The sequence below is a fragment of the Ruegeria sp. AH12 genome (assembly GCF_056541465.1).
The window spans coordinates 1-15838 of record NZ_JBQFYL010000011.1 but is presented as its reverse complement, the minus strand read 5'-3'; the positions used below and the strand labels follow the sequence as shown (position 1 = coordinate 15838).

Annotated in this window: 17 protein-coding genes and 1 pseudogene; 10 read left to right on the top strand and 8 right to left on the bottom strand. The window is 56.8% G+C overall.

From position 1 onward, the window contains the following. Positions 1-37: 37 nt before the first annotated feature. Positions 38-1546, bottom strand: a complete 1509-nt coding sequence (locus ACR0EL_RS15310) for a PAS-domain containing protein (protein WP_480500818.1) — start codon at positions 1544-1546, stop codon at positions 38-40. Between the two features lie 68 nt (positions 1547-1614). Next, positions 1615-3012 carry a sensor histidine kinase RegB gene (gene regB / locus ACR0EL_RS15305; RefSeq protein ID WP_480500817.1) on the bottom strand — a complete coding sequence of 466 codons (1398 nt, stop codon included), beginning with the start codon at positions 3010-3012 and terminating at the stop codon, positions 1615-1617. Between the two features lie 90 nt (positions 3013-3102). On the opposite strand from regB, the gene ACR0EL_RS15300 reads away from it, so the two are divergent. The 3 genes from ACR0EL_RS15300 to ACR0EL_RS15290 all read left to right on the top strand — a co-directional run bounded on the left by ACR0EL_RS15300 (position 3103) and on the right by ACR0EL_RS15290 (position 5822). Then, positions 3103-3726 (top strand): SCO family protein, encoded by a 624-nt coding sequence (locus ACR0EL_RS15300; protein ID WP_480500816.1) that lies wholly within the window; start codon positions 3103-3105, stop codon positions 3724-3726. Between the two features lie 83 nt (positions 3727-3809). Further along, entirely contained in the window at positions 3810-4364 is a 555-nt protein-coding gene (locus tag ACR0EL_RS15295) for an ActR/PrrA/RegA family redox response regulator transcription factor (RefSeq protein ID WP_353008442.1), read from the top strand. Between the two features lie 231 nt (positions 4365-4595). Continuing rightward, positions 4596-5822, top strand: coding sequence for a CapA family protein (locus ACR0EL_RS15290; RefSeq protein WP_480500814.1), 1227 nt, complete (start codon positions 4596-4598; stop codon positions 5820-5822). A 14-nt stretch (positions 5823-5836) separates the two neighbouring features. Here the strand turns inward: ACR0EL_RS15290 and ACR0EL_RS15285 are convergent, their stop codons facing one another. Next, positions 5837-6430 carry an HD domain-containing protein gene (locus ACR0EL_RS15285; protein ID WP_480500813.1) on the bottom strand — a complete coding sequence of 198 codons (594 nt, stop codon included), beginning with the start codon at positions 6428-6430 and terminating at the stop codon, positions 5837-5839. A 207-nt stretch (positions 6431-6637) separates the two neighbouring features. Between ACR0EL_RS15285 and ACR0EL_RS15280 the strand changes: the two genes are divergently transcribed. From ACR0EL_RS15280 to ACR0EL_RS15270, 3 genes are all read left to right on the top strand, one after another. Further along, positions 6638-6952, top strand: coding sequence for a hypothetical protein (locus ACR0EL_RS15280; protein WP_480500812.1), 315 nt, complete (start codon positions 6638-6640; stop codon positions 6950-6952). Positions 6953-7056: 104 nt separating this feature from the next. Continuing rightward, positions 7057-8445 (top strand): adenosylhomocysteinase, encoded by a 1389-nt coding sequence (gene ahcY, locus ACR0EL_RS15275; RefSeq protein ID WP_480500811.1) that lies wholly within the window; start codon positions 7057-7059, stop codon positions 8443-8445. A gap of 13 nt (positions 8446-8458) precedes the next feature. Then, a complete protein-coding gene (locus ACR0EL_RS15270; RefSeq protein WP_480500810.1) occupies positions 8459-9208 on the top strand; it encodes an extensin-like domain-containing protein in 750 nt (249 codons plus the stop codon). A gap of 31 nt (positions 9209-9239) precedes the next feature. On the opposite strand, the gene ACR0EL_RS15265 is transcribed toward ACR0EL_RS15270, so the two are convergent. Continuing rightward, complete coding sequence (locus tag ACR0EL_RS15265; RefSeq protein ID WP_480500809.1) at positions 9240-10316, bottom strand: L-dopachrome tautomerase-related protein; 1077 nt, start codon at positions 10314-10316, stop codon at positions 9240-9242. A 92-nt stretch (positions 10317-10408) separates the two neighbouring features. On the opposite strand from ACR0EL_RS15265, the gene ACR0EL_RS15260 reads away from it, so the two are divergent. Together ACR0EL_RS15260 and ACR0EL_RS15255 are read left to right on the top strand one after the other, a co-directional pair. Beyond that, complete coding sequence (locus ACR0EL_RS15260; RefSeq protein WP_480500807.1) at positions 10409-11299, top strand: LysR family transcriptional regulator; 891 nt, start codon at positions 10409-10411, stop codon at positions 11297-11299. A 115-nt stretch (positions 11300-11414) separates the two neighbouring features. After that, entirely contained in the window at positions 11415-11756 is a 342-nt protein-coding gene (locus tag ACR0EL_RS15255) for a DUF2853 family protein (protein ID WP_170534337.1), read from the top strand. 228 nt (positions 11757-11984) lie between these two features. Here the strand turns inward: ACR0EL_RS15255 and ACR0EL_RS15250 are convergent, their stop codons facing one another. Genes ACR0EL_RS15250 through tsaD form a run of 4 tightly spaced genes read right to left on the bottom strand, consistent with a single transcriptional unit; the run spans position 11985 to position 14734 of the window. Then, positions 11985-12407 carry an EVE domain-containing protein gene (locus tag ACR0EL_RS15250; protein WP_480500806.1) on the bottom strand — a complete coding sequence of 141 codons (423 nt, stop codon included), beginning with the start codon at positions 12405-12407 and terminating at the stop codon, positions 11985-11987. Further along, on the bottom strand, positions 12407-12676 hold the full coding sequence (locus ACR0EL_RS15245) for a YciI family protein (RefSeq protein ID WP_480500805.1): 270 nt from the start codon (positions 12674-12676) through the stop codon (positions 12407-12409). The genes ACR0EL_RS15250 and ACR0EL_RS15245 overlap by 1 nt, the downstream gene beginning before the upstream one ends. Position 12677: 1 nt before the next feature. Continuing rightward, on the bottom strand, positions 12678-13640 hold the full coding sequence (locus ACR0EL_RS15240; protein WP_480500804.1) for an NAD(P)H-dependent glycerol-3-phosphate dehydrogenase: 963 nt from the start codon (positions 13638-13640) through the stop codon (positions 12678-12680). After that, positions 13637-14734: a tRNA (adenosine(37)-N6)-threonylcarbamoyltransferase complex transferase subunit TsaD gene (gene tsaD, locus ACR0EL_RS15235; RefSeq protein ID WP_480500962.1), complete on the bottom strand. Its 1098-nt coding sequence runs from the start codon at positions 14732-14734 to the stop codon at positions 13637-13639. The genes ACR0EL_RS15240 and tsaD overlap by 4 nt, the downstream gene beginning before the upstream one ends. A gap of 130 nt (positions 14735-14864) precedes the next feature. Between tsaD and ACR0EL_RS15230 the strand changes: the two genes are divergently transcribed. Next, positions 14865-15545 (top strand): uroporphyrinogen-III synthase, encoded by a 681-nt coding sequence (locus ACR0EL_RS15230; RefSeq protein WP_480500802.1) that lies wholly within the window; start codon positions 14865-14867, stop codon positions 15543-15545. A 54-nt stretch (positions 15546-15599) separates the two neighbouring features. After that, positions 15600-15838 (top strand): annotated as a pseudogene (locus ACR0EL_RS15225) (hypothetical protein); the annotation flags it as partial.

Sequence of the window (15838 nt, the reverse complement as noted above, 5' to 3'; positions counted from 1 at the left end):
CCACAATGGCCCCACGCCCGGGTGGCTGCAACCCGGTTCAGGCGCTGATTTGTTCGATTGAAGGCCGCCTGCTGATCAGAGCCTCATGACCAAATCGGACAATGGTCGCTCCGTTCTGCATTGGGGTTACGGTACAGTCCAATTTCGTGCCGTCGCGCATGCCAATCTCGGCCGTCCACTCGGCCCGGTTATCCCGCATTTCGATGAAATCGCGAATCTCACCCAAAACAGGTGTTGCGACACAGTGCTCCTGCCATTTCCGGGTGACATCCATGGCTGTTTCCACCTGAAATCCCGCATCCGCCGGATCGCCCCATAGCTGTTGATAAGCGTAGTTTGTAAAGGCCAACGTGCCGTCATCGGCAAACACCGCGATCGCATCTGCCAGCTTGTCAAAGATGGATTGCATCAGGTCCATTTCTGACCGGAAACGGCGGGTCAACGTGATCTCGGCGGTGATGTCTTCGAACAAAAAGGCCACCGCGCCATCGGGGTGTGGCCGTCCGCTGACCGAATAGACCGACCCTGAGGGCAAAGACCAGGTTTCCTGGTAGTTTCCGTCCTCTGCCGCTTCGAGCAGATCGTTCATCTGATTGCGCCACGAGCGGTAGTTCTTTGGCTCTGGCATCATGTGTTGTTCGCGCAGCATGTCAAAAAAGCTGGAGAGGCTGGGGCGACAGCTGAGAAAGTCAGGCGGTAACGTCGTCAGATCGATCAGTGCCGGATTGAACAGGGCCAGTTGGCGGTTGCGGTCGAAGATGGCCAGACCAATTGACAGCTGCGCAAAGGTTTTTGTCATCGTTTGAACGAATTTGCGCTGGGCGGTTTCAGCCTCGACAATGGCGTTGATGTCGACCGCGTAGCACAGGCACCCTTGTTCGTCCTCAACCTGAGTCAAATCGAACCAAAGCTGACTGTCGCAATCATCAACCTTGACCGCGACACGGGCTTTGCCACTGGGCCCCGGTTTGTCGTCCGCGTTGGAAAACAGGGGCGCGGTCAGGTCCACGTCCGGGCCACGTGCCTTGCGCGCGACAGCAATATAGGCGGTGTTGCACCACCTGACATGCCCATTGTGATCCAGCAACCAGACCGGATATGGGGCCTGATCCATCGCATGACGGGTCGGGTCGTTGGGGTTGCGCATATGTGTTTCGGTTGGTCGGGTTGGTTCGTGCAGTTGCACCCGGACAATTCCGTCGATCCATTCGCACAGAACCTCACGCTCGACCGTGCAGTCGATGGCCGAGACAACCAGATTGCCTTGATCGCGCACCAAGTCAGGCGTTTCAGGGAAGGTGGGAAAATCCCTTTGCAACAGGCGGCGCAGACCGCTCCAGTTTTTGACATCGTCAAATCCGGCCAGAGCAATGTCCGAATGGCTGATCAACCGAGCCCCATCGAACAGGAAGACGGCGTCAAACAAGGACGCGTTTGAAAACAGTCCATAGCTGTCATCCCGCCGCGAGCGCCGCGGCAGTAGCCATTGAACGGCCAGACAACATGAAACCAAACTGATTGAGGCCAGGATGATCCAGTCAGCCATAGGAAACCCCATGTCAGATTACGTGCTGGGATCAGACTATTGCTCCGATTGGTTAACGCACTGTTAACTCACGCCCGAATGCGCTGGTTGCTGCCGGATGGCACTGGCGTGTCGCCTTTTTGCGCGTCAATCATTTTGCGTGGCCATGAAACGCGCACGATGGCCCCCCGATGTGCCGGATTATCTGACAAATGCTGATAGGGGTCTGAGCCATTGGCAAATTCAAGCTCGGCTCCACTGCGTTCCAGTAGGGTTTTGGCGATAAACAGGCCCAACCCCATCCCTTCGTATTCGGGGCGCGCGCGTTGGTCTGTCTCGGCCCGCCTTCGGCGCATGAACGGATCACCGATCCGGCCCATCAGGTGCGAGGGATATCCACGCCCGTCATCCATGATGCTGACGGTGATCTGATCCGTGGTCCAATGCGCCTCGACCCAGACATTGGCGCGCGAAAAATCCACCGCGTTCTGGATCAGGTTGCGCAGCCCGTGAATGATTTCGGGCTTTCGCAGGATCGAGGGCTGCTGCACATCCCCATCCAGCGCCGGGCCTTCGATGAAATGCACCAGCTTGCCGCGTTCGATATGCGGTTCCGCGGCCTCGTGGATAACGGTCGAGATCGGGGCCTGGCGCAAATGCAAATCGTCCTTACCTGCCCGCCCCATATCACGCAGGATATCGCGGCAGCGATCCGCTTGCTCGCGGATCAGGGCGGCGTCATCTTTCAGATCGGGGCGATCTTCCAGCTCTTCGATCAGTTCCGAGCTGGTCAGTTTGATCGTGGCCAGCGGCGTCCCCAGTTCATGCGCGGCGGCGGCGACAACTCCGCCCAGATCGGTCAGTTTTTGTTCACGCGCCAGGGCCATATGCGCGGCAGACAGCGCCTCGGACATGGATTGCACTTCGGAACTGACACGATGCGAATAGGCCCCGATGAAGACGATCGCAATGATGATAGCCGCCCAGTTGCCGAACAGAAGAATATCGGGGATGCGCAGAATGAACCCGATATCGGTGCGCAAGGGCAGGTGAAATTCAGCCAGTAGGGTGGCAAGGATGATGGCCACACCGCCAACGATCAGGGTAGAGCGCGTGCTCATAACATTGGCCGATATCGTGACGGGCCCCAACAGCAGCAGGGTGAACGGGTTGTTCAAACCACCGGTCAGATACAGCAGAAACGCCAGTTGCAGCAGGTCAAACAGCACCATCAGGAAGTTTTCGAACTCGGACAGGCGTTTGTTCTGCGGAAACAGGAAGATCGCCGTCAGGTTGCCGAGGACCGAAACTCCAACGGCCAGATAGCAAAGCCCGAGTTCAAGCTGCACATGATAGGTTTGCTGGGCAACCGTGATGGCGGTGATCTGGCCGACGATGGCCACCCAGCGCAACAGGATTAGTGTGCGCAGCCGGATCCAGCTGCTGCGCTCCTGGCCGCGCCAAAACGTCTGATTGGAATCTGCCATGGGTCGATTATGTCCTGTTGCATCAGCTGTTCATCTTGATAGGTGTCCCGGCCGAAACGATCAACAATCCCTTGCGTATGGATATTTGTCATGACCCGCCTCTATGCAATTCTCGCAACTGTTGTCCTGGCTGTTGGCCTTGGGGCGATGTGGCTTTTGACACAAGGATCAGGGTCGGATGACAAATACGCCCAATGCCGGTCCAGCCAGATCGCAGGCGGGACCGCTGCGATTGGTGGACCGTTCGAACTGGTCAACGGTAAGGGCGAGACGGTCACTGACGCGGATGTGATTACCGAGCCAACGCTGGTCTATTTTGGCTATACCTTTTGCCCCGATGTCTGTCCTTTCGATATGTCCCGCAATGCCGATGCGGTGGACATTCTGGCCGAGCGCGGGCAATCGGTGACGCCCGTGTTCATCTCCATCGATCCGGATCGGGATACGCCCGAAGTGGTGGCCGACTATGCATTCAACCTGCACGAGCGGTTGATTGCCCTGACCGGATCGCCCGAACAGGTCAAAGCAGCCAGCCAGGCCTACAAGACTTACTACAAGGCCCACGATAAAAGCGACGAATACTATCTTGTTGACCATTCGACCTTTACTTATCTGGTCACACCCGAGGATGGATTTCTGGAGTTTTTCAAACGCGACGACACGGCCGAACAAATGGCCGACAAGATTGGTTGCTTTCTCGATCAGGCATCCTGAGGACAAGCCGGTTTGACCTTTAGTGCGGCGCTGCTATTACTCATGTTCAAGCCAAAGGCATGAAATAACCGAAAGACCCAAGAATGGCAGACTCTTCTCAGCTTGATATCGGCCCGGACAAAACCTTGCTTCTGGTGGATGATGATGAGCCGTTTCTGAGGCGTCTGGCAAAGGCCATGGAAAAGCGCGGGTTCGAGGTTGAAACCGCCGGTTCCGTTGCCGCCGGTCGCGCCATTTCCACTGCCCGTCCACCTGCCTATGCGGTTGTCGATCTCAGGCTTGAGGATGGCAATGGGCTCGATGTTGTCGAAGTGCTGCGCGAAAAACGTCCCGATAGTCGGGTAGTGGTTCTGACGGGCTATGGTGCGATTGCCACCGCAGTGGCTGCGGTCAAGATCGGGGCGACAGACTACCTTTCCAAACCCGCGGATGCCACAGACATTACCAACGCGTTGTTGGCCAAGGGCGACGAGCTGCCTCCGCCGCCGGAAAACCCCATGAGCGCAGATCGCGTGCGATGGGAGCATATCCAGAGAGTCTATGAGCTGTGTGATCGCAACGTGTCTGAAACTGCGCGGCGTCTGAACATGCACCGCCGGACATTGCAGCGCATTTTGGCCAAGCGCAGCCCGCGCTGACGGGTTCACATGGCCAGGCTGTCGTCTGGTTGACCCCCTCCTGTCAACCTTTGAACATTGACCGCGCGCCCGTTCTGGTCGCGTTTTTGGCCTAGTTTTGCGACGGATTTACAGCGTCATATTATTCTGAGTATCGTTTTGTTAACCCTATTTATGCTACCGCGAGGACCTATGCATGTTGGTGATCTGCATGCGTACTAAAGGTTCGGAAATGATAAGTGAGAAACCCCAGTGTCCCTATTGCCAAACACGCCGTATGAGGCGCTGAAAATCTCGAATCCCGTTTTGAAAGGGATTGTCGCGCTGGTGACAAAATCGGCTGAAATATTTGGGTTTTGGGCGCGCCCGCGCAAGGGGGCGGCGGGCGAAGTCTCGGAGATGAATTTGTTGGATAATCTGTACTGGGTCTACAAAAGTAAAAATCCAGTGCAATTCCCCGAACCCGAGCTGCAAACGTCTGAGTTTATGAAAGTAAAGCATGCTCAGCTTGCGCCGCGGGCACAGGGTGAAAAGGTCGAGACTCTCACGCTGGGTTTTGCCGGGGATATCCTGCGCACGCATCGGGCTGAGCCCGCGCAGGATCAGGTTTATGCACAGATCGAAGACTTGTTGTTCAAAAACGATATCGTCATCGCCAACTATGAATCGCCTGTTACAACCCAACCTCTGGTGGATGAAGTAATCGGCGATGCCGGCCCTCCTGTTGAATGTGCGTCAGAAGATCAGTTCGATGCATTGACCAGCCATCAGGGTCGGGCGATTGATGTCTTGAATCTGGCAAACAATCATATCTTCGATATGGGCATCGAAGGCGTGGAAACGACACTGGCCACACTGGCCAAGCGGAACATCCTGCCGATTGGAGTGAGTGAAGCCCCGGCTGACCCTGACGCGGCTAACATCATCGAACGAAACGGGATCAAGATCGGTTTTGCGTCCTGCGCGTTTGGAACCAATGGTCAAACTCTGCCTGATGGACACGGCTATTATGTCAATCTGGCCAAGCTGACCTCCAAGCATCAGCCGCCCGATGTCGAGCTGCTGAAAACGCAGATATCAAACGCAAAGGCCGCCGAATGCGATTTGATCATTGCGGTTCTTCATTGGGGTCACGAATTCGAGCTGTTCCCGCGACGGGCACAACAAGAAGCAGCGGAAGAGCTGGCGGAATTTGGAGCAGATATCATCGTCTGTCACCACCCGCATGTGCCTCAGCCAATTCAGCTTTATCGGCTAAAGTCCGACACAGACAAGACAGTACCTATTGCCTATTCGCTGGGCAGCTTGCTGTGGGGGTTCGCCCATGAAGATATCGCAAGTAGTGTGATACTGCAGGCGGAAGTTCAAAAGGCCGGAGGCAAAACGACACTCACAAGTGTGACCGCCACACCTGTCCGATGGTCTGCCCATGAGTCTGAAGGACGCATCATTCAGAGGGTTGAACAGCGGGTGGATTAGTTCGAACGCTGCGTTCAAAGATTGCTCAGCAGCTGTTGATGCCGCTGAGTATATGCCAGTCGCACCTCAACCGGTGGGCGCAGTGTAATCTTCAAACCGTCCATAATGGCTTTATCCGGTCGCCCAAAGAACTTCGTCGCTTCAGATTCGGAAAATCCTGCGATCTGCGTCGCTTCCATCCACGCACTGATCTTGTCGGCCTTCTTGATCTGTCGTTTTATCGTCTTTGGAACCTCGGCGGGTAGCCCGAACCGGATGTGGATCGCTGCCATCAGACGGTCATCCAGCGCGCCGTAGCCCGCGCCGACGGCGGATTTGACGGGCGAGATCATATCACCAATCACATATTCCGGCGCGTCGTGTAGCAGTGCGGCGAGCTTCCATTTCGCCGGGGTATCGGGCGCGATGCGGCCATAGAGCTCTTCAACCAAAAGGGAATGTTCGGCCACGGAATAGGCAAAATCACCGTGTGTTTGCCCGTTCCATCGCGCAACAAATGCCAGCCCATGGGCGATATCTTCAATCTCGATATCCACCGGGGTCGGATCCAGCAGGTCCAGCCTGCGACCCGATAGCATCCGTTGCCAAGCGCGAGGTTGTGTTGCCATTCTGCCATGCCTTGTGAAGTGGGACACATTAAAATCACGATTTTCTGCTATGATGTACCTGTCAGGATCACCAGCTGCCAACGTTTTCTTGAGCATTCGTGCTTTGAAATGAAACGATGCGATCCCGACATAAAAACCGAGGGGGGCGCATGCTTCTCCCGGTGTGCTCCTCTCACACAGCGAAACGCGAAACGAAAGGAGTTTGCTATGTTTAAGCGTTTATTCGCCCTTACCCTGACCTTTGGCATGGCCGCCACAGCCCCGCCCGCCTTTGCCCAAACCTGTGCAGAGCGCGCGCATGTGATTGCTAAGCTGCAGAAAAGCTACTCGGAAGAGCTGGCCTTTGGTGGTTTGCAGAAAACACGCGGCGCGCAGTCGGTCATGGAGGTCTGGACCTCAAAGGAAACGGGCAGTTACACCGTTTTGGTGACCCAGGCGAACGGCATTTCCTGTATTGTCGCCGTTGGCACCGATTTTTTCGAAGCGATCCCGAAAGTCAAAGTTGACGGCACGCCAAGCTAGTATCAGTGGCGTAACATCCCGTTTTCGGACATCTACATTGCCACCTGCCCCAAGGGATGCTAGGGGCAGCCACAGTGTGATTGACCGGAAAAATGGAGCGCCAGATGGCCGGGGACTATATCGTTAAAGACATTTCGCTTGCCGGGTTTGGCCGCAAGGAACTGGACATCGCCGAAACCGAAATGCCGGGGCTGATGTCCCTGCGTGCCGAGTATGGTGAAAGCAAGCCTCTGAAAGGCGCGCGGATCGTGGGTTCGCTGCACATGACCATCCAGACCGGGGTTCTGATTGAAACGCTGGTTGCCCTGGGCGCTGATGTGCGCTGGGCGTCGTGCAACATCTTCTCAACCCAGGACCATGCAGCCGCTGCGATTGCCGAGGCGGGCATTCCGGTCTTTGCAATCAAAGGTCAGACCCTGGAAGAGCACTGGGACTATCTCGACAAATCCTTCCTGTTCCAAGATGGCCCGAACATGATCCTGGATGATGGCGGCGATGCGACGCTCTACATCCTGCTGGGCGCTCGTGCAGAAGCGGGTGAGGACATCATTCCGGTTCCGGGTTCGGAAGAGGAAGAGGTGATCAAGAAGCAGATTGCGAAGCGTATGGCGGCAAGCCCGGGCTGGTTCACCAAGATGCGCGACCAGATCAAAGGCGTATCCGAGGAAACCACCACAGGTGTGAACCGTCTGTATCAGCTGGTCAAAGAAGGACACCTCCCGTTCCCGGCGATCAACGTGAACGATTCGGTGACCAAGTCGAAGTTCGACAACAAATATGGCTGTAAGGAATCGCTGGTTGACGGCATCCGCCGCGCCACCGACACCATGCTGGCCGGTAAAGTTGCCGTGGTTTGCGGGTATGGCGACGTGGGCAAAGGCTCGGCTGCGTCACTGTCCGGCGCGGGTGCCCGCGTTAAAGTCACCGAAGTTGACCCGATTTGCGCCCTGCAGGCTGCAATGGATGGTTACGAAGTGACTCTTCTGGAAGACGAAGTCGAAACTGCAGATGTGTTCATTACCACCACTGGCAATAAGGACGTGATCCGTATCGAGCATATGCGTGCGATGAAGGACATGGCCATCGTTGGCAACATCGGTCACTTCGACAACGAAATCCAGGTGGCCAGCCTTAAGAACCACAAATGGACCAACATCAAGGAACAAGTGGACATGATCGAGATGCCTTCGGGCAACCGCATCATCTTGCTGTCCGAAGGTCGTCTGCTGAACCTTGGTAACGCCACCGGCCACCCTTCGTTTGTCATGTCGGCGTCCTTCACCAACCAAGTTCTGGCGCAGATCGAACTATTCACCAAGGGTGATGAGTACGAAAACGATGTCTACATCCTGCCCAAGCATCTGGACGAGAAAGTCGCCCGCCTGCATCTGGATCGCATCGGCGTGAAGCTGACCAAGATGGACAATGAGCAAGCGGCCTATATCGGCGTGAAACCGGAAGGTCCTTACAAGCCGGAACACTACCGCTACTGATTGTCGTCTGACGATGACACAGAATTCTGGACGCCGCCGATACTTGTATCTGGCGGCGTCTTTCGTTTTTAGAATAGCCGTCGTTGCAACCCTTTTGGGTGGCGGTGGATGGGCCCTGTTGGCGCATCCCAAAACGCCCGTGCCGTCACATTGGAACCCTTTGCGCGATCTCAGGGTAAAGGCTCCGGTCACACCAGTTACCAAATACCAACTGAACCGCGCCCTTGCGAATGAGATGCGGTGCAGGTCCGCGCTGTCGGATGCAGGCGCCCGATTTGAGGCGATGGATGATCTGGTGGTCGATCAAAACTGCGGGATCACCGGGCGGGGGCTGTTGTCACAGCTGGTGACCTCGCGGATCGACGCGGTTGAGGCCAGTTGCCGGACAACCCTTCGATTGGCGATGTGGGAACACCATGTCGTACAGCCTGCGGCGCGTGATTTCCTGGGCACGGGTGTACAAAGGCTGCGCCACGCTGGCAGTTACAACTGCCGCCGTATGCGCACTGCGCAAGGTCAATCCAGCCGATGGAGCAGCCATGCCACCGCCGACTCGATTGATATCGTAGGGGTCGAACTGGCCGATGGGCGGACGCTTTCGCTGTTGTCAGATTGGAGTGCCGCTGGGCCAGAGGCCGCGTTTCTAAGACAGATCGGGCAGGGGGCCTGTGATTGGTTCCGCGTGGTTCTGGGCCCAGAATACAACCGCCTGCATGCGGATCATTTTCATCTGCAGGGCCCCGGCTGGGGATTTTGCCGATAGCTTGCCGAGGCCTTGCTGGGTTAGAGCGTGATCAGCGCCCACTGACAGCGTCAGCCAACGCTTTGAACCGAACGATCTTGTAGATACCTTGCGAGGCATCCTCGCCCCTGTTCAAGACGGGCGAGCGGTGCAGTTCGTTGATGGTGGCATAGACATAGCCATCCGCTCCGATCGAGAACCCGTCGGGCCAGGGCAATTCGTCGTCTGACTGGTACAGCACCTCATAGCTGCCGTCGGGTTTCGTCACGCCCAGCGCGTTGTCGGTCATTGCTGTGATGTAGACATTGCCGCCCGTGTCCACAGTGGACCCATCCGAGATCGGCTTGTCTCCATAGCGTTCCACCCGCGCTTCCAGGTCAGCATCGGACAAGCTTTTATCTAACAGGTCGGTGGTGCGGATGCGATACATGGCGCTTGCAGTCATCGGGGCGAAATAAACCCATGTATTGGTCGGATCGACCGTGATCGGGTTGATGCCTATTTTTGCAGGGTTGCCTCCCAGCGTGATCTCACGCCCGTCGATCACCATCGGTGTATCTTCTGGGATCGTGTATTTTGATCCTTCAAGCACGCGTCGCGCGCGACCGGTTTCCAGATCGACCACGATAATGGCCGAGTTCTGGCCGTCGCCCGTGTCCGAGATATAGATCGCCTCATGATCCCGATCCACGGCCAGATCGTTCAGGAACGAGGTAGGCCGCGCCACTGGCGCACCGATGTAATGGATCGCATGCAAGTTTTCGGTATTGGTATCCCATCCCACGATCCGACCGGTCTGGTTCTCGCCCTGACCATCCAGCATCCAAAGAATACCCTCCCGATCTGCCCGCAGACCCAGAACGCCGTTCAGCCCGTCCGCATCATCCTGTGGTGCGCGGGCCCATGTTTCTGTCGGGTAGGGTTTGGTCGACCCATCGGGCATCACTTCGACAATACGCAGTTCAGGCCCGTAGAATTCATGCACCGACATGAACATCCGCCCATCCGGCCCGATGGCCAGATTTCCGGGTGGGATCGATTTGTCGAATTCCAGATACGTCTCCAGCCCGTTCGCTAGGGTCGGAGTTGCCAGCGTCATCGCGCAGACCGCCGCATAAAGTGATTTCATCGGGACCTCCTCTGATCGTGACAGAGCAGATATCATTTGATTTTTTCTTAGATAACTGCCTGAATTATGAAACCAGCGTTTGGAAATTTCGAATGTACCATGTGAATGATCTGCTGACTTTCGTCTCGGTCGCCAAAACCGGTGGCGTTGGGTCAGCGGCGCAGGCGCTGGGTATCTCAGCGGCGACTGTCAGCCACAGAATTGCGAAGCTGGAGGAGGTTCTGAACCTCAAACTCTTTCACCGCAACAGTCGCAGGGTTCAGCTAACCAACGAGGGGTTGATTTTTCTGGACCGGATCGAACCCCTCCTGTCGGATCTGCGCGAGGCCGAGCTGGAGGCCGGGAGTGGCAAAGGCGCCCTTCGCGGGCACCTGCGTGTAACCCTATCCCCGTGGATTTTATCCCGCTTTATCATGCCTTTGTTAGACGGGTTCCAGACCGAGCATCCCGACCTGACGATCGAGTTTCTGGCAGTGGACCGCTATGTATCATTGGTGGATGAAGGCATAGATTGCGCCATTCGTGTCGGAAAACTGTCCGACAGTAACCTGAGGGCGCGCAAGCTATGCGAAAATGACCGAATAATCTGCGCTTCCCCAGAATTTTTTGTCCGTCATGGCACCCCAACATCTGTCGAGGATTTACGTCAAATGCGCTGGGCTTGTTTGCCTTGGCAAACCCGTTTCGACACCTATGAGGGACAGCTATCTGTAGCCCGGCGCATTGCGGTGTCGAATTCAGATATGCTGACAGATGCCGCTGTGCAGGGCTTGGGTCTTGCGGTCAAATCACGGTTGGCCGTTCAGCGGGAATTGGAAGAGGGTGCGCTGGTTGAAGTTTTGCCGGGGTTACTGAAATCTCCCGCGGCTCCGATTTCATTCGTTCACGCAGGCAGTAACACGCCCGGCCGCAAGGTTCGGGCTTTTTCTGACTTAGCGGATCAAGCGTTTCGTTCGGCTTCGCGAAAGCGTCTCTCCGCTTAGGGGGAAAGCTTGGAATTTTTCCCTTTGTGTTGAAAACACTTGTGATTAACCTTCCCGCACCTGTTTCAAGGATTTGAGTAACCGCAGCCAGGACTGCTGATAGGGAGACTGTTTAATGGGAAAACGCGACGACTTGATCGCCAAATATGCCGATGACCTGAAGAACAAATGTGGCATGGATCCGGATATGGACCTGCTGACCAAGGTCACAATCGGTTGTGGCCCTGCGATTTATGATGCGGATGCATCGACTGTTGCCGCCAGCCAAGACGGTGAAATTGAGACTGTCAAAAACAACTTCCTGATCAAAAAGCTGGGTCTGTCCGATGGTCCGGAACTGATGGAGGCGATCAACAAAGCCCTGGAAACCTATGGCATGTCCGAACGCAACAAATACCGCGCTGTTGTCTACTACATGCTGACCAAGCATTTCGGAAAAGAATCCGTTTACGGCTGATCCGATCCAGCCAAAGATACAAACGCCTGCCTGTCCCCAAGGCGGGCGTTTTGCATTTGAGACAGAGTTTAAGGACTTGCCGTTTGAAACCGGGGTCTTGACCGGTCTATAGATAGCTCAGTGACCAGGACGGTCAGAACCAGATATTTCCAGATGCGTGTGGTGAGTAGGGAGCACGCGGGGTAGGGAAGGTTCTGCATCGTTCAGGACCTTCCCTTTTATCTATCCCTAATCCGCCAGCGTATTCCCCAATGCGCAGATCACATCCCATTCGGCATCGCTGACGGGTTGAACGGACAGGCGTGAGTTTCGTACCAACACCATCTCTGCCAATCGTTCATCAGCTTTGATCTGATCTAATGTAACCGCCTGCGAAAACGGGCGCACTGCTTTGATGTCTACGCATTCCCAGCGCGCGTCATCGGTGGTGCTGTCTGGATGGGCCTCGGCGCAGACCTCGACGATCCCAACAATCGCCTTGTCTTTCTGCGAATGATAGAAGAACCCGCGATCACCGACGGCCATCTGCCGCATGAAATTGCGCGCCTGATAGTTGCGCACGCCATCCCATTCTTCGCCCGCATCGCCCTTGGCGACCTGCTGGTCCCAGCTCCAGGTCGAAGGTTCCGATTTGAACAGCCAATATGCCATCAGCCAATCACCCGTTTCCAGGGGATCAACTCGACCGAGGCAAACAGCCCAGCTTTGGCATAAGGGTCATTATCTGCCCAAGCCCGCGCGGCGGCGAGGTCTTCGACATCCAGAATGATCAGCGATCCGATCATGGCGTCCCCGTCCAACAGAGGACCGGCCTGTGAGACAACGCCGGTTTCCTCGATATAGGCAAGGTGGGCCGATCGGTTGTCCAGCCGCGTTTGCAGGGCGCCGTCTTTGTCTTTGGCGATCAGGGCGATGAGCATTCTATTCCTCCTTCAGGGGTCGACCCAGCAATGACTGAATCGCTTGTGCAACACTGTAGGCACCGTCGCTGAGTTCCGCCACCGTTGTGCTGATGGGCATATCAAGCCCTTCGGCATTGGCAATCGCAGCCACGGCACGTGCAGTAGCGACACCTTCAACTGTGGTGCCTGTATCAAAAGGCTGATTTAGACCCAAACTTTGGCCAAAACGATAGTTTCGGGACAATTCGGACGAGCAGGTCAGGACCAGATCCCCCAGCCCGGACAAACCCATCAATGTCTCTGCCTGCGCACCGCGCTGGGTGGCAAAACGCTGCATCTCGGCAAAGCCGCGCGTAATCAGGGCAGCCCGTGCGCTGTCACCCAAACCCGCGCCGATGGCGGCTCCGCATCCAATCGCCATAACGTTTTTCAGTGCTCCACCCAGTTCGGCGCCAGTGGTATCAGTTGTACGATACAGGCGCAGGTTGGTGGTGGTTAGCCGGGCTTGCAGGTCTTTGCCTAAATCCGCATCCGCGCAGGCCAGTGTAAGCGCAGTTGGCAAACCGCGTGCGATGTCGTCCGCAAAACTGGGCCCGGTTAGCAGCGCAGGTTGCGCGTCCGGGACGGTTTCGCGGATCACCGCCACCGGACCAAGACCGGTGGACAGTTCAATCCCTTTGCAGCAGGCAACCAGCGTTTTGCCTGCCACGGCCGATTTGTACTGCTCCAAGGCCGTACGCAGCTGTTGCATTGGCACCGAGACCAGCAGCACATTGGTTTGACATGCCTGATCGATTTGCGTTGTCACGCTAATCTGGGGCGGCAAAGTCACGCCGGGCAGGCGTTGCGTGTTTTCGGCCGTTTCTTGCATCGCTCTCGCCTGCGCCGCGTCGCGGGACCACAAGGTCACTGGCCCGTTACCCGCTAGCGATATGGCCAAGGCGGTTCCAAATGCGCCGGAACCCAGAACAGAAACACTCATGCCTTCGCCCCTTTCTTGCCGCTGCCCAACATGGCCGGGCTAGTTTGATCCAGGGGCCAGCGCGGGCGGGCTGTCAGGTCCAGACCGTCCCGCGCACCGGCGCGAAAGCGTTCCAATCCGGCATAGGCAATCATGGCTGCGTTGTCGGTGCAAAGGGCCAAGGGAGGGGCAGTAAACCTGGCACCCATTTCATCGGAAACAGACTCTAATGCTGCACGAATAGAGGAGTTAGCAGCAACCCCGCCCGCCACAGCGATCACCGGCTCTGCGGGGGTATGTTCAAGATACAGTCCAATGGCGCGGCGTGTTTTTTCAGCCAGCGTGTCCACGACTGCTTGTTGAAATCCGGCGCAAAGGTCGGCGCGGTCCTGACGGGTCAGCCCCCCTTTCTCGGCTACGATCTGATCCCGCATGCGCATCAGGGCTGTTTTCAAACCGGAAAAGGACAGATCACAGCCGGGTCGATCCAGCAGCGGGCGCGGAAACCGGAACCGCTTGGGATCGCCTGACCGAGCCTCGGCCTCAACCGAAGGGCCACCGGGTTGGGGCAAGCCCAGCAACCGTGCGGTTTTGTCGAAGGCTTCCCCTGGCGCGTCATCGATTGTGCCCCCCAGACGTGTGAAATCCTCGGGCCCATGCGCGATCAGGTATTGGCAGTGACCGCCCGAGACCAGCAACATCAGATAGGGAAATGATACCCCGTCAGTCAGGCGCGGTGTCAGGGCGTGGCCCGCCAGATGGTTGACGCCGATCAGCGGCAGCCCGGTCGCGGCGCTGATCCCCTTGGCGCACATCACGCCCGACATGACACCGCCGATCAACCCAGGCCCGGCGGTCACGGCGATGGCATCAATATCGCTAAGGGCCAATGCGGCTTCATCCAGCGCCTGCATCACGCAGATATCCAGCTTCTCAGCATGAGCGCGCGCCGCAATCTCGGGCACGACACCGCCATAAGCGCTGTGCAAATCGGTTTGACCATGCACGACCGAAGACAAGATTTCAGCCGGTGTACCATCGGTTTGCCGCACCACGGCTGCGGCTGTGTCATCACAGCTGCTTTCTAACCCAAGGATGGTTAGTGTTTGCACCATTGGCCCGTTCCGTTGCATCATAATTGGCATGCGGGGTATCACCCTGCGCGGATGCAAACAATCCCATGGCCAAAGGCGCAGATCGTTGTATTTGTTGATGACCCGCCCGCGTGCTGCCTCGGAGAGGTTTGTGGCGCAGCTGCCAACCCGCACCAGATCACGGGTCGAGGTCATTTATTCCCCTATTCTTGAAATTAAGCCGCTGCCCGTTCAGGTGCAGACCGACGATATCCAGGGGTTGGTTTTTTCCTCGACCAATGCGGTGAACGCGGCGGTCTCCTTAGGGGTCAGGCGCGATCTGCCGGCCTTCTGCGTGGGCCCTACGACCACCGGCACCGCAAAGGGTGCCGGATGGGACGCGCAGATGATGGGGGCCACCGCCGAGGAGCTGGTGGCGACGCTGTTGCGTGTCCGACCGACAAGCCCATTGTTACATCTACGTGGGGAACATAGCCGGGGCAACGTGGCCGATCGGTTGACGGCACTGGGCCTGACCACCCAAGAACAGCCCGTCTATCAGCAGCTTTTGTTGCCGCTGAGCGATGAGGCCGCAGCAGCCTCAATCGGTGAAAGGCCGGTCATCGCGCCTTTGTTTTCGCCTCGGACCGCGCGACAATTTGCCGATGTTTGGGTCGGAACTGCTCCTTTGTGGCTGGCTGCAATCAGCGAGGCGACCGCAGAGCCCCTTAAAACCTTGGGGTTCCAGCGATTGAAGATTGCCAAAGAACCCACACCCAAGCATATGCGTAAAGCCGTTAAAAAGCTTGTGAAACACGCGATGCGGGTTGAGGGCGAGCCGGGTGCAGATTAACTTGGACCAGTCTGTAGTTCTGGTGATTTTAGAATCGATAAGGGGAATGTGACGGTGGCGGGCAAAAAGAAAACCGATCAGAAACCGGCGGAAACCCCGAAATCGGACGATCTGGTGGACGAAAGTGTTATCGAAATGGCTGAGCCTTTGGATGATGCACCGCTTGACCAAGACGCCTCTGGCGAAGACCTGACTTCCGAAGCCGAAGCCGAAGCCGAAGCCGAAGCCGAAGCCGAAGCCGAAGCCGAAGCCGAAGCCGAAGCCGAAGCCGAAGCCGAAGCCGAAGCCGAAGC